This window comes from Spiribacter curvatus (genome assembly GCF_000485905.1).
In the GTDB taxonomy this organism is placed as follows: domain Bacteria; phylum Pseudomonadota; class Gammaproteobacteria; order Nitrococcales; family Nitrococcaceae; genus Spiribacter; species Spiribacter curvatus.
In genome coordinates, this window is the sequence record NC_022664.1 from 758421 (window position 1) to 782784 (window position 24364).

General features: G+C 63.0%; 24 protein-coding genes and 2 tRNA genes. 21 read left to right on the top strand and 5 right to left on the bottom strand.

Annotated elements, in window-relative coordinates; all coding sequences use genetic code 11:
* Positions 1–186: 186 nt before the first annotated feature.
* Together SPICUR_RS03760 and SPICUR_RS03765 are read right to left on the bottom strand one after the other, a co-directional pair.
* Positions 187–906, bottom strand: a complete 720-nt coding sequence (locus SPICUR_RS03760) for a PQQ-dependent sugar dehydrogenase (RefSeq protein WP_051373235.1) — start codon at positions 904–906, stop codon at positions 187–189.
* 20 nt (positions 907–926) lie between these two features.
* The gene (locus tag SPICUR_RS03765; RefSeq protein WP_041382156.1) at positions 927–1856 is read right to left on the bottom strand and encodes a DMT family transporter; all 930 of its coding nucleotides are present in this window, start codon (positions 1854–1856) and stop codon (positions 927–929) included.
* Between the two features lie 224 nt (positions 1857–2080).
* Between SPICUR_RS03765 and SPICUR_RS03770 the strand changes: the two genes are divergently transcribed.
* The 16 genes from SPICUR_RS03770 (at position 2081) to SPICUR_RS03845 (ending at position 15776) form a co-directional block, all read left to right on the top strand.
* Positions 2081–2157, top strand: a tRNA-Val gene (locus SPICUR_RS03770).
* A gap of 61 nt (positions 2158–2218) precedes the next feature.
* On the top strand, positions 2219–4144 hold the full coding sequence (gene thrS / locus SPICUR_RS03775) for a threonine--tRNA ligase (protein ID WP_023366208.1): 1926 nt from the start codon (positions 2219–2221) through the stop codon (positions 4142–4144).
* Between the two features lie 99 nt (positions 4145–4243).
* Complete coding sequence (gene infC, locus SPICUR_RS03780) at positions 4244–4708, top strand: translation initiation factor IF-3 (RefSeq protein WP_023366210.1); 465 nt, start codon at positions 4244–4246, stop codon at positions 4706–4708.
* Between the two features lie 75 nt (positions 4709–4783).
* The gene (gene rpmI / locus SPICUR_RS03785; RefSeq protein WP_041382158.1) at positions 4784–4981 is read left to right on the top strand and encodes a 50S ribosomal protein L35; all 198 of its coding nucleotides are present in this window, start codon (positions 4784–4786) and stop codon (positions 4979–4981) included.
* A 28-nt stretch (positions 4982–5009) separates the two neighbouring features.
* The gene (rplT, locus tag SPICUR_RS03790; protein WP_023366214.1) at positions 5010–5366 is read left to right on the top strand and encodes a 50S ribosomal protein L20; all 357 of its coding nucleotides are present in this window, start codon (positions 5010–5012) and stop codon (positions 5364–5366) included.
* A 75-nt stretch (positions 5367–5441) separates the two neighbouring features.
* On the top strand, positions 5442–6461 hold the full coding sequence (pheS, locus tag SPICUR_RS03795; protein WP_023366216.1) for a phenylalanine--tRNA ligase subunit alpha: 1020 nt from the start codon (positions 5442–5444) through the stop codon (positions 6459–6461).
* Between the two features lie 9 nt (positions 6462–6470).
* On the top strand, positions 6471–8849 hold the full coding sequence (pheT, locus tag SPICUR_RS03800; RefSeq protein WP_041381657.1) for a phenylalanine--tRNA ligase subunit beta: 2379 nt from the start codon (positions 6471–6473) through the stop codon (positions 8847–8849).
* 7 nt (positions 8850–8856) lie between these two features.
* Entirely contained in the window at positions 8857–9156 is a 300-nt protein-coding gene (gene ihfA / locus SPICUR_RS03805; protein WP_023366220.1) for an integration host factor subunit alpha, read from the top strand.
* On the top strand, positions 9137–9493 hold the full coding sequence (locus tag SPICUR_RS03810; protein WP_023366222.1) for a MerR family transcriptional regulator: 357 nt from the start codon (positions 9137–9139) through the stop codon (positions 9491–9493). Before ihfA ends, SPICUR_RS03810 begins: the two co-directional genes overlap by 20 nt.
* Before the next feature lie 57 nt (positions 9494–9550).
* Positions 9551–9627 (top strand) — tRNA-Pro (locus SPICUR_RS03815).
* Positions 9628–9738: 111 nt separating this feature from the next.
* Complete coding sequence (locus tag SPICUR_RS03820; RefSeq protein ID WP_023366224.1) at positions 9739–10788, top strand: homocysteine S-methyltransferase family protein; 1050 nt, start codon at positions 9739–9741, stop codon at positions 10786–10788.
* A 90-nt stretch (positions 10789–10878) separates the two neighbouring features.
* Positions 10879–12333, top strand: a complete 1455-nt coding sequence (locus tag SPICUR_RS03825; protein ID WP_158499825.1) for a diguanylate cyclase domain-containing protein — start codon at positions 10879–10881, stop codon at positions 12331–12333.
* Complete coding sequence (locus tag SPICUR_RS03830; RefSeq protein WP_023366228.1) at positions 12330–13625, top strand: sensor domain-containing diguanylate cyclase; 1296 nt, start codon at positions 12330–12332, stop codon at positions 13623–13625. The genes SPICUR_RS03825 and SPICUR_RS03830 overlap by 4 nt, the downstream gene beginning before the upstream one ends.
* A 25-nt stretch (positions 13626–13650) precedes the next feature.
* Entirely contained in the window at positions 13651–14562 is a 912-nt protein-coding gene (locus SPICUR_RS03835) for a histone deacetylase family protein (protein WP_023366230.1), read from the top strand.
* Between the two features lie 112 nt (positions 14563–14674).
* A complete protein-coding gene (locus SPICUR_RS03840; RefSeq protein ID WP_148291313.1) occupies positions 14675–15058 on the top strand; it encodes a hypothetical protein in 384 nt (127 codons plus the stop codon).
* A 4-nt stretch (positions 15059–15062) separates the two neighbouring features.
* Positions 15063–15776, top strand: coding sequence for a type 1 glutamine amidotransferase (locus SPICUR_RS03845; RefSeq protein ID WP_023366234.1), 714 nt, complete (start codon positions 15063–15065; stop codon positions 15774–15776).
* A gap of 9 nt (positions 15777–15785) precedes the next feature.
* Here the strand turns inward: SPICUR_RS03845 and SPICUR_RS03850 are convergent, their stop codons facing one another.
* The 3 genes from SPICUR_RS03850 to zwf are packed head-to-tail and all read right to left on the bottom strand — an operon-like array spanning position 15786 to position 18916.
* Positions 15786–16760, bottom strand: a complete 975-nt coding sequence (locus SPICUR_RS03850; protein WP_076742134.1) for a glucokinase — start codon at positions 16758–16760, stop codon at positions 15786–15788.
* Positions 16741–17466, bottom strand: coding sequence for a 6-phosphogluconolactonase (gene pgl, locus SPICUR_RS03855; protein WP_023366238.1), 726 nt, complete (start codon positions 17464–17466; stop codon positions 16741–16743). The genes SPICUR_RS03850 and pgl overlap by 20 nt, the downstream gene beginning before the upstream one ends.
* Entirely contained in the window at positions 17453–18916 is a 1464-nt protein-coding gene (zwf, locus tag SPICUR_RS03860) for a glucose-6-phosphate dehydrogenase (RefSeq protein ID WP_023366240.1), read from the bottom strand. Before zwf ends, pgl begins: the two co-directional genes overlap by 14 nt.
* Before the next feature lie 132 nt (positions 18917–19048).
* On the opposite strand from zwf, the gene edd reads away from it, so the two are divergent.
* The 5 genes from edd to sufC are packed head-to-tail and all read left to right on the top strand — an operon-like array spanning position 19049 to position 24350.
* Complete coding sequence (gene edd / locus SPICUR_RS03865) at positions 19049–20884, top strand: phosphogluconate dehydratase (RefSeq protein ID WP_023366242.1); 1836 nt, start codon at positions 19049–19051, stop codon at positions 20882–20884.
* A gap of 2 nt (positions 20885–20886) precedes the next feature.
* The gene (eda, locus tag SPICUR_RS03870) at positions 20887–21570 is read left to right on the top strand and encodes a bifunctional 4-hydroxy-2-oxoglutarate aldolase/2-dehydro-3-deoxy-phosphogluconate aldolase (RefSeq protein ID WP_023366244.1); all 684 of its coding nucleotides are present in this window, start codon (positions 20887–20889) and stop codon (positions 21568–21570) included.
* 55 nt (positions 21571–21625) lie between these two features.
* Positions 21626–22099 carry an SUF system Fe-S cluster assembly regulator gene (locus SPICUR_RS03875; RefSeq protein ID WP_023366246.1) on the top strand — a complete coding sequence of 158 codons (474 nt, stop codon included), beginning with the start codon at positions 21626–21628 and terminating at the stop codon, positions 22097–22099.
* Positions 22083–23540 carry a Fe-S cluster assembly protein SufB gene (gene sufB, locus SPICUR_RS03880; RefSeq protein ID WP_023366248.1) on the top strand — a complete coding sequence of 486 codons (1458 nt, stop codon included), beginning with the start codon at positions 22083–22085 and terminating at the stop codon, positions 23538–23540. The genes SPICUR_RS03875 and sufB overlap by 17 nt, the downstream gene beginning before the upstream one ends.
* A 54-nt stretch (positions 23541–23594) precedes the next feature.
* Positions 23595–24350, top strand: coding sequence for a Fe-S cluster assembly ATPase SufC (gene sufC / locus SPICUR_RS03885; protein ID WP_023366250.1), 756 nt, complete (start codon positions 23595–23597; stop codon positions 24348–24350).
* Positions 24351–24364: the final 14 nt, after the last annotated feature.

Sequence of the window (24364 nt, forward strand, 5' to 3'; positions counted from 1 at the left end):
GTCAGGAATTTTCCGAGCGGTTTCATGCTTTCATTCTCGGTGATGGGTGGCAAAAAACGATCTTTAACGAAATCGTCCGCAGTAGTGGGGTAGAACCCAACTTCCTGGATGCACCGGACGAGCCCATCGATGGCAGCTGTTTGGCTGATGTGGGGCCGAGGTTCGAGTGACGGGTCACCGGTCGGCTCAGCCATCGTCAGACTGGGTCAGCCTCAATATTTCGCCACTGGGATGATCGGTGAGCAGATAAAGCCTACCCTCCGGCCCCCAGTATTCGCGGCCGTAGGTCGTCTCGGGCCAGCCAAAGTTGGCGCCGGATTCGGGCAGGTTGATCTCGTCACCACCGCGCGGACCGTGCTCGTGGATCCAGAGCGCACCGGTCCCGGGATGGATCGCGGCACCCTGCGGATTGCGATGACCGAGACTGTAGATGGCCGGCTGCGCATCCGCTCGATTCGTGAAGGCATTGCCCGCCGGTATGCTGCCATCGTCATTGAGGCGCAGGACCGATCCGTTGTGATCCCCCAGGTCCTGGGCGCGGTCGCGCTCACCGCGATCCCCGGTGGTCATGAAAAGGTACCCCTTGTCGTCGAAGACGATGCGCGAGCCAAAGTGTTTTGTGCTGCGCACACAGGGATCGGCCACCAATAGCGTTTCGAAGTCTGCCAGTCGCTTACCATCGGGGCGGCCGCGGCCCAGATGTGTCGCATTGCCCCCGTTACATTCACCAGCCCATGTCAGATAGATCAGACGATTGTCGGCATAGTCCGGATGCAGTTCGATATCCAGCAAACCGGCCGGGGCGCTCGGTGACCAGCGCCTCGCCGCCCGGGAGGAAAGCGAGGGCCCGGGGGTGTTCGAGGCCGAGACGAGCAGGGCGAGTGCGAGCAGGCGGGAAAATGGCATCGGTTGATCCTCCCCAGGCATTACCCGTTCTGAACCTTGTTTGCGCAGGGACGCCGGCTGGCCAGCAACAGGCCGGCGAGGATGAAGACACCGCCGACCGCATGAAACGCCGCCAGCCTCTCGCCCAGGAAAATGTAGCCGAGGATCGCCGCGAAAACCGGGATGAGGTAGAGGAAGAGCGCGGCCCGTGAGGCGCCGATGGTGCGGACGCCATTGTTCCAGAATGTGTAGGCCAGCAGCCCGGGACCGACCGCAACGGTCAGAAACACCCAAAAGTTCGACAGGTTGGGCAGTTGCAGCCCGACCTGACTGATCTCGGCAAGGTAGAACGGTGCGACCACGGGTATGCCCAGGGCGATCTGCACGGTCAGGAAGGCGGCGGCACTGAGGGGCACGGCCTGGCGCCGCAGTACTACCGAGAAAGTGCTCCAGGACGCGACTGCGCCGAGCATCACCAGATCGCCGGGGACGAACGCCAGGCGCAGCAGCCGCATCGGATCGGCCTCGGTGATAATGGTCAGGATGCCACAGAAGCCCAGTGCAATGCCCAGTCCCCGGATTGGATCAAGGCGCTCGCCCAGCGTGAAATGCGCGGCCAGACCGAGGGCGATGGGCAGACTCGCGTTCATGAGCGCGATATTCAGAGCCGTGGTGGTCTGGGCAGCGACATAAAGCAAGGTATTGAAAAGCCCCACGCTGAGCGCTGCCAGAACGGCCATCGCCCGCCAGTGGCGTTTCACTGTGGGCCATTGCCGGATCACCGCCGGTATGCCGATGGGGGCGAGGATGATCAGCGCCGTGACCCAGCGCCAGAATGCCAGCGAGATGGGCGGAATCTCCCCGACCGTGGCACGCCCCAGGACGGCATTGGTCGCCCAGAAAAAGGCGGTGCCGGTCAGCCCGGCACAGGCAAGGAGGATGCGGCTCCTGGAAGGGGTGGCGTCGTTCATGGTGGCGGGCATGTTATGCCTGCCACCGGTCCGGTGAAAGGGCTTTCGCTTCGCTCAGGCCGCTGCGGTATAGGCATTCAGCGATAGGAGGTTTTCGTCGCTTGAATGCCATGTATATACCTTGACGGGTCGCCTAGCAGAGCCAGAGAGCTTGATAAGACAGCGGGTTGCAACCCCCCTTTGGCAACGTCGCCCAATCCCGCTATACTCTCGCCCCTGACGACAGGCGCGTAGCTCAGTAGGTTAGAGCACCACCTTGACATGGTGGGGGTCGGTGGTTCGAATCCACTCGCGCCTACCACATCCTGTCCGCCCATTGATGCATGTGGCCTCTGGTATGGGTCACCACTGTGGAGTCCTTAATGCCGCTCATCACCCTTCCTGACGGCAGTCAACGCGACTACGCCGAACCCCTCTCTGTACTCGACATCGCGCAGGACATTGGTGCCGGGCTTGCGAAGGCCACGGTGGCCGGCCGTGTCAACGGCACGCTCGTCGATGCCGTCGACCGCATTGACGAAGATGCAGAGCTGCAGATCATTACGCCAAAGGATCCCGAAGGGCTGGAGATTATCCGCCATTCCTGCTGCCACCTGCTCGGACAGGCGGTCAAACAGCTGTATCCGGAAGCGCAGATGGCGATCGGCCCGGTTGTCGAGGGTGGGTACTACTACGACATCCGCTACGACGCGGGCTTCCATCCGGAAGATCTCGAGCAGATCGAAAAGCGGATGGCCGAGCTGATCGACCAGGACTATAACGTCATCAAGCACGTGACGCCGCGCTTCGAGGCGCTGCAGCTGTTCCGCGAGCGGGGCGAGAACTACAAGGTCGAGCTGATCGAGAACCTGACTGACGTTGACTCCATGGCGCTCTACCACCATCAGGAGTATGTCGACATGTGTCTGGGCCCGCATGTGCCCAACACGCGGTTTCTCAGGGCGTTCAAGCTCACCAAGCTGGCGGGCGCCTATTGGCGCGCCGATGCCAATAACGAGATGCTCCAGCGCATTTACGGGACGGCCTTCGCCGACCGCAAAGCCTTGAAGGCGCACCTTCAGTTCCTTGAGGAGGCGCAAAAGCGCGATCACCGTCGCATCGCCCGCAGTCAGGACCTCTTCCACATCCAGGAAGAGTCGCCGGGCATGGTGTTCTGGCATCCCAACGGCTGGCGGATCTATACCACGCTGCAGGACTATCTGCGCCGGCGTCTGTCAGCGCATGGCTATCAGGAGATCCGCACGCCCGAGCTGGTGGACCGCAGCCTCTGGGAGCGCTCCGGTCACTGGGAGAAGTTCCGCGAGGACATGTTCACCACCCACTCGGAGCATCGCGACTACGCGGTCAAGCCCATGAACTGTCCCTGTCACGTTCAGGTATACAACCAGGGGCTGAAGAGCTATCGGGATCTGCCGCTGCGGCTCTCGGAGTTTGGTAACTGTCATCGCAACGAGCCGTCGGGCACGCTGCATGGGCTGATGCGGGTGCGCAATTTCACCCAGGACGACGCGCATATCTTTTGCACCGAAGATCAGCTTCAGGACGAGGTTTCAGCGTTTCTCGACCTCGCATTCAGCGTCTACCACGACTTCGGTTTCGACGACGTGCAGGTTGCGCTGTCCACGCGGCCGCCAAAGCGCGTTGGCGAGGATGGGCTCTGGGATCGCGCGGAGGCCGCGCTTGAGCAGGCGCTCATCGCCAAGGATATGGATTTCACCATCAATCCGGGGGAGGGCGCGTTCTACGGGCCCAAGATCGAGCTTGCCATGCGTGATTGCCTCAACCGGGTCTGGCAGTGCGGCACCATGCAGGTGGATTTCTCCATGCCGGGTCGGCTCAGCGCGGAATATGTCACCGAGGGCGGTGATCGTGCGGTTCCGGTCATGCTGCATCGGGCCATCTTTGGATCATTCGAGCGCTTCATCGGTGTGCTGACCGAGCACTACGGCGGCGACTGGCCGGTCTGGCTGGTGCCCACGCAGGTAGAGGTCGTGAATATCACCGATCGACAGTCGGAATATGCCCAAAGCATCCGGAAACAGTTGAGCGACCGGGGTTTTCGCGCCGAATGCGACTTGAGGAACGAGAAGATCGGCTTTAAGATCCGTGAACATACAATCAGACGAGTACCGTATATGGTGGTCGTTGGTGATCAGGAGCGGGAATCCGGTCAGGTCGCGGTCCGTACGCGGGCGGGTGAAGACCTTGGCTCGATGTCGCTCGAGGCGTTCGTTGAGCGCCTGGATCATGATGTCGCCCGTTTGGGCCGAACGCTTGTGGAGGATTAAAGCATCGCTATACGCAGAAAGCCGGGGGCACGTCGCCAGCAGCCCGGCGCCGGCGAAAACCGGCGGATCAATGAAGACATCCAGGTTCCCCGCGTCCGCATGATCGACGAGAACGGCGAGCAGGTGGGTATCGTCGAGACCACTGAAGCCGTTGAACGGGCACAGGGCGTCAATCAGGACCTGGTCGAGCTGGATCCCAACGCCGATCCACCCGTCTGCCGGGTGATGGACTTCGGTAAATGGAAGTTCGAGCAGTCGAAGAAACAGCAGGCTGCCAAGAAGAAACAAAAGCAGATCCAGGTCAAGGAAGTGAAGTTCCGGCCGGGGACGGATGCCGGCGACTATGAGGTCAAGCTGCGTAACCTCAGGAAATTTCTCGAGGATGGCGATAAGGTCAAAGTGACCCTGCGCTTTCGCGGTCGGGAAATGGCGCATCAGGAGCTCGGCCTTGAGCTGTTGCAGCGGGTCGAGAAAGATCTCGAGGACGATGCCACCGTCGATCAACGCCCCAAGATGGAAGGCCGGTTGATGGTGATGACGATGTCTCCCCGTAAGGGGAAATAGCGGAGGTTTCGACCTCCGTCGGGTGAGCGCCCGGTCCGCCGGGTGTTCTTTTTTGTGGCAACGGAGAAACGGTTCATGCCGAAGATCAAGACGAACCGTGGCGCCGCCAAGCGCTTCCGCAAGACCGCGAGCGGTCGTTATAAGCGGGCGCATGCCTTCCACAATCACATCCTGACCAAGAAGGATGCGAAGCGGAAGGTCGAGCTGCGTGCCACCACATTGGTTGCAAAGCAGGATACGCCGATGATTCGGCGGCTATTGCCCTACAGCTGAAACAAACTGAACAGAGAGGATTCTGAAGATGGCCAGAGTCAAGCGTGGCGTCACCGCACGCCGCCGCCACAAGAAGGTCCTCGGCAAGGCGAAGGGTTACTACGGTGCACGTCATAAGACGTTCAAGGTAGCTAATCAGGCGGTCATCAAGGCCGGCCAGTACGCCTACCGGGATCGCCGGGTCCGCAAGCGCGAGTTCCGTGCCCTGTGGATCCAGCGCATCAATGCCGCGGCCCGTATCAACGGGTTGTCTTATAGCCGGCTCATGAACGGTCTGAAACAGGCCGAGATTGAGGTGGATCGGAAGATGCTCGCCGATATGGCGGTGCATGATGCCGCCGGCTTCAGCGCGATTGCCGAGCGCGCGAAGGCGGCGCTGGCGTAAACGTCCCGGTAAGGGACGGCCAGTAGGGGAAGGCCGCTGTCTTCCCCTTTTTTTTGTCTGCAAGCGGGAATAACCATGAGTGACGCGCTCCAGTCATTGACCGAGCGGGCCGAGCAGGCCGTCGACGAGGCCACCAGCGTCGCGGAGCTGGATGCGGTCCGGGTCGCGTATCTGGGTAAGAAGGGCCAGATCACCGAACAGCTGAAGTCACTGGGTCGTCTTCCTGCAGAAGAGCGGCCAGCGGCGGGGCAGGCGATCAACGCCGCTAAGCAGCGGGTTGCCGAGCGCCTTGAGGCGCGGCGTAACGCGCTGGAGACGGCAGAACTCAACGCTGCTCTCGAGGCGGATCGTGTGGACGTGACACTGCCCGGTCGGGGTGAACCACCGGGCGGCCTGCACCCCATCACCCGTACCCTCGAGCGCATCGAGTCGATGTTCCGGGGTGTTGGCTTCGCGGTGGCGGAAGGCCCGGAGGTGGAGGATGACTATCACAACTTCGAGGCGCTCAATATTCCCGCCGACCATCCGGCCCGGGCCATGCACGACACCTTCTACTTTGATGCCCGCCACCTGCTGCGCACGCATACCTCGCCGGTGCAGATCCGGGTCATGGAGGCGGAGGGCGCGCCGGTTCGAGTGATTGCCCCAGGGCGTGTCTATCGCTGCGACTCGGATCTGACACACACCCCGATGTTCCATCAGGTCGAGGGTCTGGTGGTGGATGAGGGCGTGACCTTTGGCGATCTCAAGGCGGTGCTCGAGGACTTTGTCCGCCGGTTCTTCGAGGCCGATCTGGCGCTGCGTTTCCGCCCCTCCTACTTTCCATTCACCGAGCCCTCTGCGGAGGTGGATGTTGAGTGCATGTTCTGTCACGGCGACGGCTGCCGGGTCTGCAGTGGCAGTGGCTGGCTGGAGATCCTCGGCTGCGGCATGGTTCATCCGGCGGTCTTCGAGTCGGCCGGCATCGATGCCGAGCGCTACACCGGCTATGCCTTCGGTATGGGAGTTGAACGGCTGGCGATGCTCCGCTACGGCGTCAACGACCTGAGAATCTTTTTCGAGAACGATCTGCGCTTTTTGCGTCAGTTCCGCTAGGAGCGCCGTATGAGAATCAGCGAACGTTGGTTGAGTGAATGGGTGGCGCTGCCAGAGTCGACCCGCGAGTTGGCGGAGCGCCTGACCATGGCCGGTCTTGAAGTGGATTCCGTGGAGGCTGCCGCGCCCGCCTTCAGCGCGGTGGTGATCGGCGAGATCACGCACTGCGAGCCGCATCCGGACGCCGAGCGGTTGAAGGTCTGTACGGTGGAAGACGGCAGTGGCGAGGCAAAGACGGTGGTCTGCGGGGCGCCCAATGCTGCGGCCGGTCTGAAGGCCCCCTTCGCCCGCGTTGGTGCGCGCCTGCCGGCGGATATCAAGATCAAGGCGACCAAGCTCCGGGGCGTGAAGTCGTATGGCATGCTCTGCGCGGCGAAAGAGCTGGGTCTGTCCGAGGAGAGTGCCGGGCTGATGCCGCTTCCTACGCACGCGCCGGTGGGCCAGGACCTGCGGGAGTGGTTGGATCTCGATGACGCGGTTATTGAGGTGGAACTCACCCCCAACCGCAGTGATTGCCTGAGCATGGCGGGTGTGGCTCGGGAGGTCGGTGTGCTGACCGGCAATCCGGTGGCGTCGCCCGACGCCACTGCGATTGATGCGACGCATGATGCCACGCGGCCGGTCAGTCTCGAGCAGCCGACCGATTGCCCGCGCTACTGCGGTCGAGTCATCCGGGGAATCAATCCCGCTGCCAGGACACCGGTCTGGCTGGCTGAGCGGCTCCGGCGAGCCGGCATCCGGCCGCTCAGCCTGACAGTGGATATCACCAATTACCTGATGCTCGAGTTGGGCCAGCCCATGCATGCCTTCGATAAGGCGGCATTGAGCGGCGGTATCCGGGTGCGTCATGCCGATGAGGGCGAGTCGCTCACACTGCTGAATGGGGAATCAGTGGCGCTGACGGCCGGCACTCTGGTGATCGCCGATCACGAGCGACCCGTTGCGATCGCCGGAGTGATGGGGGGGCAGGAGACAGCGGTCAGTGAAGCGACCACGGATCTGTTCCTTGAGGCCGCGTTCTTCGCACCGGCTGCCATCGCCGGTCGCGCGCGTGAGTATGGACTGCATACCGACTCCTCGCATCGTTTTGAGCGCGGCGTGGATCCGCAGCGCTGCCGCGATGCCATCGAGCGCGCGACGGCGCTCATCATCGCCCATGCTGGCGGTGACCCGGGCCCTGTCATCGAGGCAGTGGAGGCCGATCATTTGCCCGCGACCCGCTCGGTCAGCGTGCGTCCGAAACGTGTGAATGCATTGCTGGGAACGGCGATCGCGCCGGAGACCATGGAGGAAACCCTCAGTCGTCTGGGGATGCCGCCGCGTGCGGATGGCGATACCTGGTGGGTCGAGTCGCCGAGCTGGCGATTCGACATCGCGCGTGAGGTTGATCTGATCGAGGAAATCGCCCGAATCCATGGCTATGATCGACTGCCGACGCGGCGTACGGCATTACCGGCGTCGATTCCCGCGCAGTCGGAGTCAGACATCGCGCTGGGCCGACTGCGGGCGTTGCTGGTGGATCGGGGCTTTCACGAAGCGATCACCTACAGTTTCGTGCCCGCGGATCTGCAGGCACGGCTCGACCCTGAGCACTCGCCTCTGGCGCTCGCCAATCCGCTCTCGAGTGATATGGGCGTGATGCGCAGCTCGCTCTGGCCTGGTTTGATCCGCGCGGCGATGCATAACCGCAACCGCCAGATGACGCGTGTTCGGCTGTTCGAGGCGGGATTGCGGTTTCGTGGCGGGCTTGAAACGCTGGAGCAGACACCGATGATCGCCGGAGTGGTCACCGGCCCGGCGACGCCCCAGCACTGGGATCAGTCCGATCGTCCGGCCGATTTCTTCGATGTCAAAGGTGATGTCGAGGCGCTCCTGGCGTTGGCGGGGCCGGCCCATCGCTGCCGCTTCGAGTCGGCCGTTCATCCCGCCCTGCACCCGGGTCAGTCGGCGCGTATTGTCTGCGATGATCGAGTCGTTGGCTGGGTCGGTGCGCTGCACCCGGAACAGGCCCGGGCGCTGGATCTGGACGGGCGCGTCTATCTCTTCGAGCTCGAGCAGTCGGCGTTTCACGATCGCGCCCTGCCGGCGTTCAGTGCCCTCTCTCGCTACCCGTCCATTCGCCGTGACCTGGCCGTTGTGGTGGCGGAATCGGTCTCCGCGGATGCGGTGCGTGACTGCATTACCGCTGCTGCGGGGGATGTGCTGGAGTCGGTTGATCTGTTTGACGTCTACCGTGGAAAAGGTGTTACCGAAGGGTGCAAAAGCCTCGCTATGGGATTGATATTGCAGGATAAATCCCGCACTCTTACGGACGATGAGGTGGATGCGGTGCAGCAGGCCGTGGTCCGCTCGCTGGCCGACACACTGAACGCGGAACTGAGGGAGTAGGGCAGGCATGGCGCTGACCAAGGCCGATATGGCCGAGCGGCTTTTCGAGGAGGTGGGTCTGAATAAGCGCGAGGCCAAAGAGTTGGTGGAGAGCTTTTTCGAAGAGATCCGCCAGGCGCTGGAGGCGGGGACACCCGTCAAGCTGTCGGGATTTGGCAACTTTGATCTGCGTGATAAGAGTGAGCGGCCGGGCCGCAACCCCAAGACGGGTGAGGAGATCCCCATCTCGGCGCGCCGTGTGGTGACATTCCGTCCGGGGCAGAAGCTCAAGGCCCGGGTAGAGGCGTATGCCGGACACGAGCAGTAGCGAAACGCTTCCGCCGATTCCAGCCAAGCGTTACTTCACGATCGGCGAGGTGAGTGAGCTTTGCGCGGTCAAGCCGCATGTATTGCGCTACTGGGAGCAGGAGTTCAGCCAGCTCAGCCCGGTGAAGCGCCGCGGCAATCGGCGTTACTACCAGCGCCAGGATGTCATCCTTATCCGCCAGATCCGGGGGCTGTTATACCTCCAGGGCTTTACCATTGGGGGCGCCCGTCAGCAGCTCTCCGGCGAGTCGGCTCGCGATGACGCGAATCAGCGCCAACAGGTGGTGCGCCAGCTCCGCACGGAGCTTGAGGCATTGCTGAGCGAGCTCAAACGCTGAGGCCAGGCCCCCTGGCGTCTGGCCTCAGGGCGACGCCTGTTGTATGATTCCGTCAGTCGGGGCGTAGCGCAGCCTGGTAGCGCATCTGCATGGGGTGCAGAGGGTCGCAGGTTCAAATCCTGCCGTCCCGACCATTCATTTCCTGCCAGCACGGCCCGTCAATGCACGGCCTGCCTTGTGTTCTTCCACGTCGATCGGTCATGCTCCCGCCGCAAATCTGTAAGGCGGAACAAGAGGATGACGGGATGACGGGCGATATCGTGACTGAGCGACTCAACGAAGGGCCGCTTGTCTGTGCGGAGGGATTCCTCTTTGAACTCGAGCGGCGCGGTTATCTGTCCGCGGGCGAGTTCGTGCCGGAAGTCGCATTGCTCCGCCCCGACGCGCTGGAGACCCTGCACCGGGATTTCCAGCATGCCGGCTCGGATATCGTCCAGGCGTTCACCTATAACGGTCACCGCGAGAAGATGCGCGTCATCGGCAGGGAAGACCGTCTCGAGCCCCTCAATCGAGCGGCGCTGAAGATCGCCCGCCGTGTAGCCGATGACCAGCCCGGTAACCTGATGGCAGGCAACATCTCCAACACCAACATCTGGGATCCGGAGGACCCACGGGTCCAGGACGATGTCCGTGCGATGTTCGATGAGATGGTCGGATGGTCGGTGGAAGAGGGCGCTGATCTGATGATCGGTGAGACGTTCTATTACGCGGGCGAGGCCCAGGCGGCGCTCGAGGTCATCCGTCGCCATGGCCTGCCAGCGGTTATTACGCTGGCGCCGATGGCGGAGAACCGCATGATGGATGGCCCAGGCATTGTCGAGACCTGCGTCGCGCTCGAGCAGGCCGGCGCAAGCGTGGTCGGCATGAACTGCTTTCGCGGGCCGGATACGATGATGCCGTGGATCAAGCAGATCCGCGACGCCGTCTCCTGTCATGTCGCGGCACTGCCGGTCGCCTATCGGACAACCGATCAGGAGCCGACCTTCTTCAGCCTGACCGACACCCCCGCCTGTAGCTGTCCGTCGCCCCATGGTCGGCCTTTCCCGACCGCACTGGATCCGCTTTTCTGCAATCGTTATGAAATCGGTGCCTTCGCCCATGATGCCTACGCCATGGGCGTGAGCTATCTCGGCGTATGCTGCGGGGCGGCGCCCATGCATATCCGCGAGGTTGCAATGGCGATCGGCCATCAGCCCGAGGCGGCTGCATTCGCGGAGCGGATGGAAAACCACTTCATGTATGGCTCCCACAACCGGCTGCCCGCCCATATTCGAGCGCTGGGCGAGAGGGCCTGACGCTCGCGCGTGTCTCTACCGATCACGGCTGCGCGGGTGATATCCTTTAAGCCAGTCGGCAGTATGGTGAGTGGGGATCGACTGAACAACATGTCCAATTTCTACCGGTTTGGCGGCGCGCTACTCGCGTCCCTGTCCCGTCTGCAGCAACGGCTTCGTAAGCCGTTACGCTCCCTGCGGGTGGGATCCGAACAGACTGGTGGCGGGGTTGTTGGCGGGACGGGCCGGTGCCGACTGACCGACTCAGAGCGCACGTTGCTCGAGCGCTACAGTCGGTTCGCGGATAATCTCCCTGGTGTGCTTTTTGAATTGCGGATGGACGGCGAGGGCCACACCTCCTTTCCCTATATCTCCGAGCGTGTGATCGATCTCTGCGGCTGCTCGGCGGAGGCGGCAATGGCGGATTCAGACGTGATTTTCGGACTGATGGACCCCACCGATCGAGAACGGATATTCGACGAAGCCCAGCGCTCTCGGCAGGATTTGTCGTTGTGGGACTCGGTTTTCCGGATCAATACGCCGCATAACGGCGAACGATCGCTCCATGGTCGCTCAACACCGGCTACCCACAAGGGGGAGGACGGCGTTGTCACGTGGTACGGCTACATCGAGGATGTGACTGAATTCCAGCGCGCGCAGGACCGTTTGAAGCAGGCCGCAGAGGTCTTCGAGGCAACCCGTGAGGGCATCGTGATTACCGATGCCACACATCACGTCGTTGAGGTGAACCGAGCGCTGAGCCAGCTGCTCGGCTACTCCGCCCGGGAGTTTGCTGGAAAACCGATCGAGCAGCTCTTCTTTCCGGTGCAGCGTGAGACCCTCGTGCCTGCCATTAAAGATGAAATCGATGCGGCTCAGGGGGCGTGGAGTCGTGATATCACGCTCCGCGCCAAATCCGGCGCGCCTGTCGAGGTCGAGGCATTCGTAACGCGACTCCGCAACGAGGAGTCAGGGGCGGTCCGGCATGTCGCGCTCCTCCATGACATCAGTGAACGGATCAAATACCAGGCCGAGCTCGAACGGCTCGCGAGCTTTGATGCTCTGACCGGCCTCCCGAATCGACGACTCCTGACCGATCGCCTCGACCAGGCCGTGGCTCAGGCGCAGCGCTCGGGGGAATCCTTTGTGGTGTGCATGCTCGATCTGGATCACTTCAAGCCCGTGAACGACAGCTATGGCCATGAGGTGGGCGATGAGGCATTACGGACGGTCTCAAGCCGACTTGTGCACACCCTGCGCGATGAGGACACGGTCGCGCGACTCGGTGGCGATGAATTCGTGCTCGTCATTCGGGGCTATCGCGGTGGCGATTCGGTATTCAAGCGGATCCTCGCCAGCTTACGGGAGCCGCTCAGGTTTGCCGGTATCAGCGGGGCGGCGCGGGTGACCGGTAGCCTGGGTGCCGCTGTGTTCGATGCGGGCGAGCCACTGGATGGCGATCAACTGATCCGGCGCGCCGATCAGGCCTCATACCGGGCCAAGTCCAGCGGAGGGGATCGGGTGGTGTTCTTCGAATCCATGCAAGCGGAGCCGTCAGGCCAATGAGCAAAACCCCGTCGCTCGACGTCAGCCCGGCCGATCCAATGAACGATCCGGCAGCGCTGGTTGGTGTTATTGAACAGATCTTCGACTCGGTGCTGATCACGACCACCGATCTTGAGCTACCTGGTCCTGCGATTGTCTATGCCAATTCCGCTTTCTGCGCAAAGACCGGTTATTCAGCGGCCGAACTGATCGGTCAGACGCCCCGCATCCTCCAGGGGTCGGGCACCGACCAGGCAGTCCTGGAGCGGCTGAAGCACAATCTCCTCAATGGTGAGTTCTTTGAGGGCTGTACCGTCAATTACCGAAAGAATGGCGAGCCCTACATGGTTCGCTGGAACATTCGGCCCTACTTCAGCGAGCAGCAGAACCGCTCCTACTACATCTCTGTCCAGCGTGAGGTGACCCGTGAAGTCGCGCTTGAGCAGACGCATCAACGCGTGGTTGAAAGCGTTGTCGAGGGGATTATCGCCGTCGATCCGAGTGGTCATGTGACGCTCGTCAACCCTGCGGGTCAGACGATCCTTGGCAAGCCTGATCAGGCGGCGTGGATAGGCGAGAGTTGGCAGGTGCTGTTTGGGTCACTCTCGAGTGATGATGTGACCGATCTCGTCCAGCCGATCACCCGCGTGCTGCAAACCGGCGCAACGCTGACTGGTCATCGCAGTCAGATCAAACGCCCGGACGGGAGTCTGCTTGATATTGAGATGTCCGTGACGCCCTTGCAACTGTCGCCGGACAGTGAACTGGGTTGCGTGATCATCCTTCGCGACAATACCGATCAGCGGCGGTTTGAAAAGCGCCTCTGGAATGCCGCCAACCGCGATGCCCTGACGCAGGCCTACAGCCGGCGGTTCGGCGATGAAATCATCGCCCGCGAAATCCAGCGCGCTGAAGCCGATCAGACGCCACTGGCGCTCGTTTATTTCGATATCGACTATTTCAAGAGCGTCAACGACACCCATGGTCACGATGCGGGCGACTATGTCCTCAAGACCCTCGTTGCCACGGTGACTGATCGCCTGCGTCAAACCGACTATCTGATTCGTTGGGGGGGTGAGGAGTTCGTTGTCATTCTGCCCGCCACCACGGGGGAAATGGCCATGACCGTCGCCGAGGCCATTCGGCTCAGGGTGGCGTCCACCGAGCTCGACCATGGGCTGGGGCATGTTGAAATCTCCGCCGGTGTTGCCCAGTACCAGCTCCATGAGGGGTTTCGAGCGTGGTTCCGGCGCGCTGACGAAGCGCTCTATGAGGCCAAGGGGGCAGGGCGGAATCAGGTCCACAGCGCCTGAGCGGTGGATGAGCCGCGTTGTTGCTATGCCACTCCCCGCTGTCCATCACCCCGGTTACACGATCGACCTGCCATCGACCCATCCGTTTCCGATGGCGAAATTCCGCCGATTCCGCGATCAACTCGCTGCGCTCGATCAGCATCTGCAATGGCATCGCCCATCCAAGGCAACGCGAGCGCAGCTCGAGACGGTGCACACGCCCGCCTACCTTGACGATCTGCTCGGTGGCACGCTGGATCGAGCGGCACAGCGCCGCAGCGGTTTCCCGTGGTCACCGGCACTGGTCGAGCGGGTTCGTCTCGAGACCGGCGGAACGCTGCTCACCGCGCAGCTGGCGCTGGAATACGGCCTGGCACTGAATAGCGCCGGTGGCACCCATCATGCCCATGCGGATTTCGCGAGTGGTTATTGCCTGATCAACGATCTTGCCGTGACCGCCGTCACCCTTCTCACGGCGGGCGCTGTGCAGCGGTTGCTCATCGTCGATCTGGATGTCCATCAGGGTGATGGAACAGCGCGCCTGCTTGCCCAGCAACCGGCGGCTGTGACCTTTTCCATGCACGTTGCCCGCAATTTCCCGGCCCGTAAGGCCAGCAGCGATTGGGATATCGGCCTGGACAGCGGGCTTGATGACGACGCCTACCTCGACACGCTGGACCGCACCCTGCCCGGGTTGATTGATCAGGTGATGCCGGAGCTGATCCTCTATGACGCCGGTGTCGACGTTCACAAGGCGGATCGGCTCGGGCATTGTGAGCTCACTGATCAGGGGCTGCTGCGTCGTGACGGCTATGTGATTGAAACGGCGCGATCGCGGGGCATTCCCCTGGCAGGGGTGATCGGTGGGGGCTACGACCGCGACCTTGATGCGCTGTGTCATCGCCATGCTCAGCTCTTCATGGCGGCTCTCGGGGCCCAGAGCCACGGGGTGGCCTAGATCCATGCTTCGGTGGACATGGATTCATGCCCTGAAGGATCTTGTCTCTCGTTATGCTGCGGCGCAAAATAGTCCTGTAATCAGTCATTCACTGATCATTCCGGAGGTTTTGGTGCAGCAGCAGTTTTTCCTGATCGCCGACGAGCTGAACTGGGGCGTCGAGGCACAGATTGATCGGCTCGAGACGTTCGTGCGCGTCTACGGCGCGGCGGGTCGAATGGACGCCGAACTTGCCGGGATCGGTCTATCGCTGCAACAGCCGCTACACCGCGAATCACTTCGGGACGCAATCCTGCGCTTCATCGACCGGCTCGGAGCACAGGGGGCGTTTTCGCATTTCCTCTACAAGGAATTGCGGCTTGCCCGTGAAGCTGCTGCGGTCAGGGCGGCTGAGCCACCCGCGCCGTCCGTCCCCGCACGCGGCGGCCTTGGGGGCTTGATCCGGCGTTGGGTCCCGGGCCGGGTGCGCGCGGCCAGCCGTCATCAGGTATCCTGAAAGGATGGCAGTAGCAACCGGAACGCGAGTCGGGGTCCTGCTCTGCGACGATCTCCATGAAGAGCTGCAGAGCGACTGGGCGTCGTACCTCGCGCTATTTGAAAATCTCCTCGCCGATGACCGTGATGACATCACTGTCAGCGGCTATCGCGTGCATGCCGGTGAGTGGCCCGACGGCCTGCACTCAGCAGATGCCTGGCTTGTCACCGGTAGCCGGGAGAGTGTCCACGAGGCGCCGGACTGGGTGGTCGAGCTGCAGGCCTTCATCCGCCGGGTGGATGCCGCTGACATGCCCCTGATTGGGGTGTGCTTTGGCCATCAGCTTATTCAGGCGGCGCTGGGAGGCCGTACACAACGCTCGCATCTGGGCTGGCATCTAGGGGCCTACCCGGTCCATTGCGAAGCGGCATTCGCCGGCCGTCAGCCAGGCGACTCGCTGTCACTGCTTGCCGTTCACCAAGACCAGGTGGTCGAACCGGCACCTGGGTTCGAGCGGCTTGCCACCAGTGAGCAGTGCCCCTGGTATGCCACGCGGCGGGGTCGGACCCTGACGGTCCAGGGCCATCCCGAATTCGATCACGGCTTCTTCAAAGCGATCATGGAACGGGTGCGGGCCAAGGCGGGCGACGAGGCGGTGGATGCGGCACTCGCAGCGCTGCCGGCCGTCGACCATACACCAGCGGTTCGGGAGAGCATGCGTGACTGGCTGCGGGGCTGAGCGTCGGTCCTACATAGGCCGGTTGGCCAGCAGGTAAGCCGATAGTCCCATCAGTGCCGGCGCGGGATGGGTGATGGTGTGGATCGGTATCGCGGCGAGGTAGTCCTCAAACCGGCCCTTGGCCACGAAGCGACGGTGTAACCGCTCCCAGTCGAAGCAATCGCCAAGCGCGGGGATGATGCCGCCGCCGAAATAGATCCCGCCGCGGGCACCCGTCGCCAGCGCCAGATCACCCGCCGCGCTGCCCAATGCATCGGTCATATGCCCCAGCACTTCGCGACAGTGTCTGTCCCCGGCCATGGCGTCGCGGGCGATGGCCTCGGCGCTTGTGTGCACGGGCGAAGTGCCAGCGATGGCGTGGAGGGCACGATCGATGGCCTCGATCCCGATGCCGGAGGCCAGTCGCTCGGCGCTGCAGTGGCCGAAACGCTGCTCGATGTGCTCCGCGATCGCCCACTCGCGGGCGTCATGTGCGGCAAAGCTGATATGACCGCCCTCGGTGGCGTAGACCTGCCACCCTCCGGCAATTGGGGTAATCAGCGCACTGCCAAGTCCGGTCCCCGGGCCGAGGGCGAGCCGTGGTGCCTCGGGATCGCTGATGCCGGGGTAAATGCAGCGCCGGTCGTCACTGCGCAGCCGCGTGACTGCCCAGCCCTGAGCGACCCAGTCGTTGAGGCACCTGACCTGCTCGAGCCGCAGGTGTCGGGCAACCGCGGCGGGGGAAAACCGCCAGCCGGCGTTGGTCAGCTCAATCGGGTCGTGATCGAGCGGGCTCGCGACGGCGCAGAGGACCCGGTTGGGTCGGGGCGCTTCAGACAGTGCCGCGAGCGCGGCGTCCAGAAACGCCTCCAGCCCATCAAAATCGCCCGTGCGGCGCTTGAAAATCTGCGCGGGCGGCTCTCCGGGGCGCGTCACAACCCCGGCGCGCGCGTGTGTGCCGCCGACATCAGCGACCAGCGTCGAATCAGGGTGAGTAGTAGACATGCACGGGCACCCACCGCTGGTCGAGCAGGGCGTGGACGGGGAAGCGCTGCGGATCGGCGCTGGCGACTGCTGCCTCCAGCGTCGCCCACTTCTCCGCACTACTCACATGCAGTGCAATCCAGCGACTCTGCAGCAGCGTCATCAGCGTCAGCGACAGCCGCTCATGGGGCGGCTGTGGTGACTGAGTGAGCACACAGCGTGACTCGGTCGCGGTGCTGAGGCCGCGGGAGAGCATCGTATCCCCCGGGAATAGTGAAGCGATATGCCCATCAGCGCCCATGCCCAGCACCACGGCGTCGAAGGGACGGGGGAGCATACCCAGCGCGGCGCTGCAGGCGGCCTCGTCGGCCCGATCGCCACCGGTCTGTTGGTAGAGCGGATGGAAGTGGGCGTTGGCGGCGCGATCCTGGAGTAGATGGGTGCGGATCAACCCGGCATTGCTGGCCGGATGCTCTGCGCTGACCCGTCGCTCGTCGGTCAGGCTGATGTGGACCTGGTCCCAGGGTAGATCCCGCTGGCGGAGCGCCTCGAACAAGGCGATGGGTGTGCGTCCGCCCGGTACCAGCAGGCTCGCCCGGTCGCGGCTGCGCGCACCGTAGTCGATCACCTCACTGATGCGCGCCGCCAGCGCCGATGCTGCCTGCGCTCCGGTCGCGAATCGCTGCGCGGCATCGAGCGTGCGGGTGGCTGGATCAGTCTTCTTCATGCCAGCTGGCATCCTCGCGGGCGAGTAGGGCGCTGGAGGCGGCAGGTCCCCAGGTCCCGGCGGTATAGGGCTTGGGGGCATCGCCCGCTTCGTTCCAGGCGTCGAGGATCGGCTCGATCCACGACCATGCGGCGTAGAGCTCATCGCGGCGCATGAAAAGCGTCAGGCGACCGCGCAGCACATCCATGAGCAGTCGCTCGTAGGCATCGGGTGGCCGCTGCTGGAATGCCTCGGCGAAATCGAGGTTGAGCGAGACCGGCCGCAGCTGCATCCGGTCGCCGGGCGATTTCGCCATCATATGCAGCCGCACGCCCTCGTCCGGCTGGAGTTTGATCACCAGTCGGTTGGGCCGTCCGGAGTCATACGCCATACCGAAAATCGAGTGGGGGACGTCGCGGAAATTCACGACAATCTCAGCAGCGCGCTCTTGAAGTCGCTTGCCGGTCCGCAGATAAAACGGCACACCGGCCCAGCGCCAGTTCGCCACTTCGGTGCGAAGGGCAACGAAGGTCTCTGTACGGCTGCTGGCCGGGACGCCTTCTTCCTCGAGATAGCCCGGCACCGGTTGCCCGGCAATGGCGCCGGCGCGGTACTGACCGCGGACGGTGTTGCGCAGCGCGCTCTGGCCTTCAAGGCCCTTGAGCGCGCGCAGAACCTTGAGTTTCTCATCGCGCACGGCATCGGCGCCGATATCCGACGGCGGCTCCATGGCGATGATGCAGAGTAGCTGTAGCATATGATTCTGGACCATGTCCCGGAGCGCGCCGGTACGGTCGTAGAATCCCGCCCGGCCGCTCACGCCGAGCTGCTCACTGACGCTGATCTGGACATCGCGCACCCAGTCGCGGCGCCACAGTGGCTCGAAGAGCATGTTGCCGAAGCGCAAGGCGATCAGGTTCTGGACCGTCTCCTTACCAAGGTAGTGGTCGATTCGATAGATGGCGTCCTCGGCAAAGATCGCACCGATCTGCTCGGTGATTGCCCGGGCGGAGGCAAGATCGTGGCCCAGGGGCTTTTCGAGCACGACGCGGGCGCGCTCCGTGACCAGGCCATGGGCATTGAGGTGTTCGCAGATCTCGACAAAATAATTGGGCGCGACGGCCAGATAGAAGACCCGGGTGCGATCCTCGCGACCGCGCAGCTTCCCGGCCAGATCCTCGAAACCGCCGGAGGTGTCGGCGTCAATCGACACGAAGTCGAGTCGCTCGAAAAAGCGATGCCAGTCCGGCTGGGTTCGCTCGTCCGCTTCGAGATGATCCCCGAATGCGGCCTCGACACGGGCAATGAAGGTGTCCCGATCGAGGCGGCTGCGGGCCGTGGCGATGATGCGCCCGTCGGCGGGCAGTTGTCCGGCCCGGTCGCGGCGATACAGCGCCGGGAGCAGCTTGCTCATCGCTAGATCGCCGGTGGCCCCGAAAAGGACAAGGTCAAAGGGCTTGGTTGACTTCACCCGGCCTCCCGCTGTGGATGCGTGAATAGTGGTTTGAGGATACCGCTTCGGAGCGGTCGAGCATAAGCCTGTATCACGCGCCCTCCATGAGTGCGATAACATGGATGGATAGCGTTGCATCACGGAGGCGATATGCCAGCACTCAATACCGCGGTCGCTGCGGTAACCCGGCGGATAGAGGCCCGCAGCGAGTCGGATCGCGCGGCCTACCTCGATCGGCTGCAGGCGGCGGCGGATGCCGGTCCAGTCCGCACGGGTCTATCGTGCACCAATCTTGCTCATGCGTTCGCCGCCGCGCCGGATGGCGACAAGGCCCGGCTCAAGGGGCTGGAGCAGGCCAATGTCGGGATCGTCTCGGCGTATAACGATATGCTCTCGGCACATCAGCCACTGGAGCGCTTCCCCGGACTGCTCAAGCAGGCGGTGCGTGAGGCCGGGGGTACCGCTCAGTTCGCCGGGGGTGTCCCAGCCATGTGCGACGGCGTTACCCAGGGTCAGCCGGGCATGGAGCTCTCGCTTTTCAGCCGCGATGTGATTGCGATGGCGACAGGGGTGGCGCTCTCCCACAACACCTTTGATGCCGGTCTGTGTCTGGGCGTGTGCGACAAGATCGTCCCCGGCCTGCTGATCGGTGCCCTGCATTTCGGTCACCTACCGTTCATCTTTGTCCCCGCCGGCCCGATGACCTCGGGCATGCCCAATGACGAGAAGGCGCGGATCCGCGGGCTGTATGCCGAGGGCAAAGTGGGACGCGATGCATTGCTCGAATCCGAGACCCAGTCCTATCACGGCCCCGGCACCTGCACATTCTATGGCACGGCCAATTCCAATCAGATGCTCATGGAGGTCATGGGCCTGCATTTACCCGGTGCGGCGTTCGTCAATCCCAACACGCCGTTGCGGGATGCCCTGACCATTGCCGCCGGCCACCGGGTCAGCCGCATCACTGCGCGGGGTGATGAATACACGCCGGTGGGACGTGTGATCGATGCGCGGGCGATCGTGAATGGCATTGTCGGGTTGCTGGCAACAGGGGGGTCAACCAACCACACCATTCATATGGTGGCGATTGCCCGTGCCGCCGGCCTGCACGTCGACTGGAGTGATTTCGACACCCTCTCGCGGGTCGTGCCGCTGCTGACGCGGATCTACCCCAACGGCCAGGCCGACGTGAACCATTTCCATGCCGCGGGGGGAATGGGCTTTCTGATCCGTGAGCTTCTCGACGCCGGTCTGCTCCACGAGGACGTCATGACCGTCGCCGGTGAGGGGCTGCGCGCCTATGCCCGCGAACCGATGCTGGCGGAGGGCGGCGTTGGCTGGCAGGAGGCACCCACGCAGTCCGCTGATCAGAGCGTTGTCCGACCGGTGGCCGAGCCGTTTGACGCCGATGGCGGGCTGCGCGTCCTGGACGGCAACCTCGGCCGGGCGGTTATCAAGACCTCAGCGGTCCGTCCCGACCATCGGCGGATCGAGGCGCCGGCACGGGTGTTCAACGATCAGCAGGCAGTGCTTGCGGCCTTCCGGGCTGGTGAACTCGAGGGGGATTTCGTCTGCGTCGTCCGCGGCCAGGGCCCCCGCGCCAACGGGATGCCCGAGCTGCATAAACTCACGCCCGAGCTTGGCGTGCTGCAGTCGCGTGGTCAGCGCGTCGCGCTGGTGACCGATGGTCGTATGTCCGGCGCCTCCGGCAAGGTCCCGGCCGCCATTCACCTGCATCCCGAGGGAGCGAGTGGCGGCGCGATCAGCTGCATCCGTGATGGCGATCTGATCTGCCTGGACGCAGACGCCGGCACGCTCGAAGCCCGGGTGCCCGAAGCCGAATGGACGGCCCGCGAGGTGGAACCCATCGACAACGCTGTCCAACACGGGATCGGTCGGGAGATGTTCGCCGGTTTCCGGGCCATGGCAAGCAGCGCCGAGTCCGGAGCGATCACCTTTTACCCCGTCACGGCGACTGAGGCTTGAGTATGTCGATGCAGACCGTGATGACGCGATCCCCGGTCATGCCTGTGGTCGCGGTCGAGGATTCAGTGCAGGCGCCGGCACTGGCCCGCGCGCTGCTCGCCGGCGGCCTGTCGGTGATCGAGGTGACATTGCGTACCGAGGATGCGCTGGCGGCAGTCGCCGCCATCGCACGCGACGTCCCTGGGATGGCCATCGGGGTAGGCACCATTACCCGTGGCGGGCAGGTGAGCGCGGCGCGGGATGCCGGCGCCGGTTTTCTGGTCAGCCCCGGCTATTCGGATTCGATCGTGGACGCCGCGCAGCGGGTCGGGATGCCGCTCCTGCCGGGGGTGTCGACGGCGAGCGAATTGATGCGCGCGCAGGCGGATGGCTTTAATCATGTGAAGTTCTTTCCAGCGGTGCCAAGCGGCGGGACGGGCGCGCTCAAGGCGTTCTCAGGACCGTTCCCGGCCATGCGCTTCTGTCCGACTGGGGGCGTGCACTCCGGCAACTATATGGATTTTCTGCAGCTGCCGAATGTCCCTTGTGTGGGCGGCAGCTGGTTGACGCCGACCGATGCCATTGCGGCCGGGAACTGGTCGCATATCGAGGCGCTGGCGGCCAGCGTGACGATGGATCGTGGGGCTGGCTGGTACTCAACGGCAGGGGAAGAGGACCCCGGCAGCGCCTTCGAGGATCTTCGATAGATTTTCCAGTTTAAAATGTACCAAAGCGGTCCTGTTTCGGTTATACTCTGTACCCATGATCAAGCTGAACCGCGAAACGGATTATGGCGTCGGCATCCTTGCGCTGATGGCGAAGGACGCCGAGGCGCGCTACAGCGCTGCAGCCCTGGCGGAGATCCGCGGGCTGCCGCAGCCGATCGTCAGTAAGATCCTCAAGCATCTCGCGCGTAGTGATCTGGTGGTCTCCTATCGGGGGGCCAAGGGTGGCTACGGGCTGGCCCGTCAGCCCGATGAGATTTCCGTGGCGGAAATCATCACCGTGCTGGAGGGTCCAATCGCATTGACCGACTGCATTGAAGACGGGCGCGAAGCCTGTCAGTACGGCAGTCAATGCAACATCAGCAACGTCTGGAGCCGCATCAACGATGTAGTGCTCAAAGCGCTGTCTGAGATCACGCTGGCTGACACCGCCATTGCCGAAGGCGATGACGGGCAAGGCCCTATCCATACGCTTGAATTTACCGGAGTGCGTCATGTCCGCGAGCACTGAAACGATTGAACGGTTTACTGAGAAGGGCTACGAGGCCGGATTCGTCACCGACGTCCAGGAAGATCGGGTTCCGCCGGGTCTCAGCGAAGATGTGATCCGTCAGATCTCCGCGAAGAAGAACGAGCCCGAGTGGATGCTTGAGTGGCGGCTGGAGGCCTACCGCAACTGGCTGACCATGCGGGAGCCGGACTGGCAGTACGTCCACTACGATCCCATCGACTTTCAGGCGATCTCTTACTACGCCGCGCCGAAGCGTGACGAGGATCGCCCGGAGAGCCTTGATGACATCGACCCCGAGATCAAGGCGACCTATGACAAGCTCGGCATCCCGCTCCACGAGCAGGAGCAGCTGGCCGGCGTCTCCAATGTGGCGGTCGATGCGGTCTTCGATTCGGTCTCGGTCGCGACCTCCTATAAGGAGAAGCTGGCCGAGCAGGGGATCATCTTCTGTTCGATGTCGGAGGCGGTGCAGGACCATCCGGAGCTGGTGCGCCAGTACCTCGGAACGGTCATCCCGTACAACGACAACTACTTTGCCGGGCTCAACTCGGCGGTGTTCACCGACGGATCGTTCGTCTATATCCCCAAGGGCGTCCGCTGCCCGATGGAGCTGTCGACTTACTTCCGTATCAACGCGGCGAACACCGGCCAGTTCGAGCGCACCCTGATCATCGCCGAGGACAGCAGCTACGTGTCCTATCTCGAGGGCTGCACCGCCCCGGTACGTGATGAGAACCAGCTTCACGCGGCCGTGGTCGAGCTGGTCGCGCTGGATAGCGCCGAGATCAAGTACTCGACCGTCCAGAACTGGTATCCCGGCGATAAGAACGGCAAGGGTGGTGTCTATAACTTCGTCACCAAGCGGGGCCTGTGCGCCGGTGATAATTCCAAGATCTCCTGGACGCAGGTCGAGACCGGTTCGGCGATCACGTGGAAGTATCCGAGCGTCGTCATGCGCGGTGATAACTCGGTCGGTGAGTTCTACAGCGTAGCCGTGACCCGCCTGCGTCAGCAGGCTGACACCGGCACGAAGATGACTCACATCGGCAAGAACACCCGCAGCACCATCGTCTCGAAGGGCATTTCCGCCCAGGAAGGCGAGCAGGTCTACCGCGGACTGGTGCGCATGACACCGACGGCGCAGAACGCGCGGAACTACTCGCAGTGCGACTCGATGCTCATGGGCTCGGAGTGCAGCGCGCATACGTTCCCCTACCTCGACGTCAATAACTCGACCGCTCAGCTCGAGCACGAGGCCACCACGTCGAAGATCGGTGAGGATCAGATCCTCTATTGCACCTCGCGGGGCATTTCCGCTGAGGACGCGGTGTCGCTGATCGTCAACGGGTTCTGCAAGGAAGTCTTCCGCGAGCTGCCGATGGAGTTCGCGGTCGAGGCGCAGAAGCTGCTCGAGGTCACGCTGGAGGACTCGGTCGGCTGATCGCCGATCGACCTCCATCCACGTATTCAAAGCATCTGTTTCAGGAGTCAGACAATGGCATTGCTGGAAATCCGCAACCTGCACGTCAACGTGGAGGGCACCGAAATCCTCAAGGGTGTCGATCTCACGATCGATACCGGCAAGGTGCACGCGATCATGGGACCCAACGGCGGCGGCAAGAGCACGCTCGCCAAGGCCCTGGTGGGCGATGAGGCCTACGAGATCACCGAAGGGGAAGTCCTCTATAACGGCAAGGACCTGCTCGAGATGGATCCCGAGGTGCGTGCCCGTGAAGGCGTGTTCCTCGGCTTCCAGTATCCGGTGGAGATCCCGGGTGTTTCCAATACCTACTTTCTCAAGGCCGCGGTCAACGCCATGCGCAAGCACCGGGGTGAGGGCGAGATCGATGCGATGGCATTCCTCGAGCTCGTCCGCGAGCGCGCCAAGCGCGTCAAGCTTGACGAGACCCTGCTCCAGCGGCCCGTGAACGAGGGCTTCTCCGGCGGTGAGAAAAAGCGCAACGAAATCTTCCACATGTCGGTGCTGGAACCCAACCTCGGTATCCTCGATGAGACCGACTCCGGGCTTGATATCGATGCGCTGCGGATTGTCTCCGAGGGGGTCAATGCGATGCGTGATGGCGAGCGCTCGTTCATGGTGATCACCCACTATCAGCGTTTGCTCCAGCACATCGTCCCCGACGTGGTTCATGTGCTCGTGGATGGCCGTATCGTCAAGACCGGCGGCAAGGAGCTTGCGCTGGAGCTTGAGGAGAAGGGCTACGAGGGATTTGACGAGGCCGCGGCCTGAGTTCGCGAGGAGCA